Origin of the sequence: Mesorhizobium sp. M4A.F.Ca.ET.050.02.1.1, from assembly GCF_003997725.1 — a bacterium.
Classification (GTDB): Bacteria; Pseudomonadota; Alphaproteobacteria; order Rhizobiales; family Rhizobiaceae; genus Mesorhizobium.
Genome location: NZ_RZSG01000826.1, coordinates 1 through 2,544 on the forward strand (window position 1 = coordinate 1; position 2,544 = coordinate 2,544).

At 61.2% G+C, this 2,544-nt stretch carries 4 protein-coding genes; 2 read left to right on the plus strand and 2 right to left on the minus strand.

Annotated elements, in window-relative coordinates; all coding sequences use genetic code 11:
* Positions 1-180: 180 nt before the first annotated feature.
* The gene (locus tag EOA33_RS31775) at positions 181-675 is read right to left on the minus strand and encodes a hypothetical protein (protein WP_126055411.1); all 495 of its coding nucleotides are present in this window, start codon (positions 673-675) and stop codon (positions 181-183) included.
* Between the two features lie 615 nt (positions 676-1,290).
* Complete coding sequence (locus EOA33_RS31780; protein WP_126055412.1) at positions 1,291-1,635, minus strand: low affinity iron permease family protein; 345 nt, start codon at positions 1,633-1,635, stop codon at positions 1,291-1,293.
* Positions 1,636-1,746: 111 nt separating this feature from the next.
* On the opposite strand from EOA33_RS31780, the gene EOA33_RS31785 reads away from it, so the two are divergent.
* Positions 1,747-2,007, plus strand: a complete 261-nt coding sequence (locus EOA33_RS31785) for a hypothetical protein (RefSeq protein WP_245482495.1) — start codon at positions 1,747-1,749, stop codon at positions 2,005-2,007.
* A partial coding sequence (locus EOA33_RS31790; RefSeq protein ID WP_190234432.1) for a YhjD/YihY/BrkB family envelope integrity protein occupies positions 2,007-2,544 on the plus strand: 538 nt, incomplete at its 3' end. The genes EOA33_RS31785 and EOA33_RS31790, both read left to right, overlap by 1 nt.

Consider the following 2,544-nt stretch of genomic DNA (forward strand, 5'->3'; position numbering starts at 1 on the left):
CAAGGCGGCCCCAAAAAAAATCCCCCCGCCAGTAGGCGGGGGCAAGGTGAGCACGGAAGTCCTGTCAACCGATGATCAAGAACCGAAGAGACGAAGCAAAAGGTGGCAACCTGATTTTGCAGCGCTGACCTTCGGTCCCGAAAAGATCACTCCAGATAGAACCTCGCTCTCACAAACCATTCAAAAACTATTCAGTCGCGCCACATCGGCCGCGGTTGCCGCTCTTTCGACGATGGTGCGCCCAAGCGCGTCCTCCATCCTGAAGCGGCCGTTTTCGATTTCTTCCTTCATACCGTTAGGGTGCGTGACCCTGATGTTCTTGCCGTCGATTTCGACCTTGTCGCCGGTTACGGCGTTTACATGATCGACAGAAGCATCGCCGGCCTTGCCTTTACTGTTTCCCTTGCCGTTGCCGCCGGCGTTGCTGTTGCCGCTGTTTCCGTTCCCGCTATTGCCGCCGCTGTTTCCGTTCCCGCCGCCGCTATTACCGCCGCCGTTTCCGTTCCCGCCACCATTGCCGCCGCCGTTTCCGTTCCCGCCGCCGCCCTTGCCGGCATAGGCCTTGTTGGTGGCGACACCATCGACCGAGAGGTGAAAGGGTGCAAAAATCAGCGCCAGCGCGGCGAAAACGCGCAAGACAAGCCAGCCCAGTTGGCCCATGCGCGGTACGCGCATCCCACTCTCCCCTTGCCGGTCAACCGGCGCGACAGCTAGCCGAAAACCCCAACGGCATTGTCGATGAGAAAGCATTCACAAATCGCGGGGCTTCGCGAAAGTGGCCCACGACCCTTGTCTTGCCTCTTCGGACTTTTTGCTTGTCTGATATCAGACTTAGGTCTTAGTTCAACCTCAAGATGTAGTCCTTGCACAAGGCCTCGCAAGGCGGATTCCGGGACAGAGACGGCAAAACCGGCGCCGCCATTTCGTGCTGGCGACGCCGCCCCTGGGGAGCAGGCACCCCACGGCCGGCCGCGAACCGGCAGAATCGCGGAATCGCGTTCGACAAGTGGCTGGAAGCCATGAGGGCAATGGGGCAGCCGAGCATGTTGCCCGGTGGCATGTTCTGGCTCCGCCGTTGGATGAAGCATAGTATCTGGAAAGTTTCATGCATCAAAACAATGACTTAAGCAAATCATGAGGCAAGGCAGGAATGGCTGATGGGCAAGCGCGCAAATCGGCCTGCGCGCGACGGAAGGTGACGAGAACTATGACGGCCAGCAGCGATTTCTCCGGACGCCCGCCGCGCTGGCGAAAGTCCGGCGGCTTTCAGGCATGGCCGTGCACGCGCCGCTAGGCTGTGCCCGACCTGCTTTTGGCGGTGCGGCCTGCCCTTTTCTCGATGCTTTCGAGTTCGGCGGTGATCTCTTCCCGCGAGCCGTGCTCAAGACCGACAACGTCGTTTCTCGCGGCATCCAGCGCCACGATGATTTCGTTGAGCTTGGCCTGTATGGCCGAGGTGTCGCGATAGTTCTGGATCAGCACCACTCCCGTCAAGGCAATGGCGGAAATCGACAGGATGTAGGTCCCGACCGTCGAACTCGCCACGAGCGCGCATAAAAGCGCGGCGGCCAACATGACATAGAACCCCGGCGGCTTCGAAAAGAACTCCGCAAGAAAGTAAAGCGGCCGGTCCATGGCGCGTCTCCCATTGTTGCCTTCAATGCCCCAATGGCGGTTCGGTTGCCTCGGGAACAAAACGAAAGGCGGCAGATTAACGCTCAGGCCGGCGTGCCAAGGAGATCTGCCATGGGCCTTTTCGGAAATACTATTCCTGGCCTGATCGAAAAGCAGCCGCCGGCCGGGAAGAGCGGCGAAATGCGCAATGCGACCGGTGCCGGCCCGGCGATCGCCGCGCATTCCAAGGACGCCAAGACATTCCAAGGACGCCAAGACAAGGGCGGCCGCTGGTCAGAACCGCGCCGCCGCGCGCAAGGCGAAGACCGGGAGCTGGCTGCCTTGACGACGTGGCGGGAGCGGTGGCCGGTACGCGGGACATCGAGGCGTTGATGGCGATGATCTGGGCCTTGTTGAAAGAAAGCGCCACCGGCTTCGTCAACGACAATGCCTTGAGCCGGGGGGCAGCTCTCGCCTTCTATGCCGCAACCTCGCTGGCGCCCATCCTGCTGATCGTGGTGGCAATCTCCGGGATCGTGGTTGGGCACCAGGCGGCGGAACTTGCATTGTCGGCGCAGATCTCCGGACTGATGGGCGCGCAGAGCGCGGAGCTATTCCGCGCCACGCTGGAGTCGGCGTCGAACCAGACAAGCGGAACATGGGCCGCCATAGTCGGACTGGTCACGCTGCTCGCCACCGCATCCGGGGTTTTCGGCGAGATGCAGCTCGCGCTCAACACCATCTGGAAAGTCGAGCCAACCGACACGTCCTTATCGAGAATCGTGCGGGCACGCGCCGCAAGCCTCGGGCTGGTGGCCGCGTTGGGCTTTCTTTTGCTGGTTTCCTTGATCGCCAGCGCGGCGATCTCGGCGTTGGCTGCGACGCTGAATGCGTATCTGCCGTTTGGCGAGGCGATAGCCAGCGTGCTGA

What these genes read in the sequence shown, in the direction of transcription:
- EOA33_RS31775 (WP_126055411.1), bottom strand. Translation starts at nt 675, where the DNA reads ATGCGCGTACCGCGCATGGGCCAACTGGGCTGGCTTGTCTTGCGCGTT.
- EOA33_RS31780 (WP_126055412.1), bottom strand. Translation starts at nt 1,635, where the DNA reads ATGGACCGGCCGCTTTACTTTCTTGCGGAGTTCTTTTCGAAGCCGCCG.
- EOA33_RS31785 (WP_245482495.1), top strand. Translation starts at nt 1,747, where the DNA reads ATGGGCCTTTTCGGAAATACTATTCCTGGCCTGATCGAAAAGCAGCCG.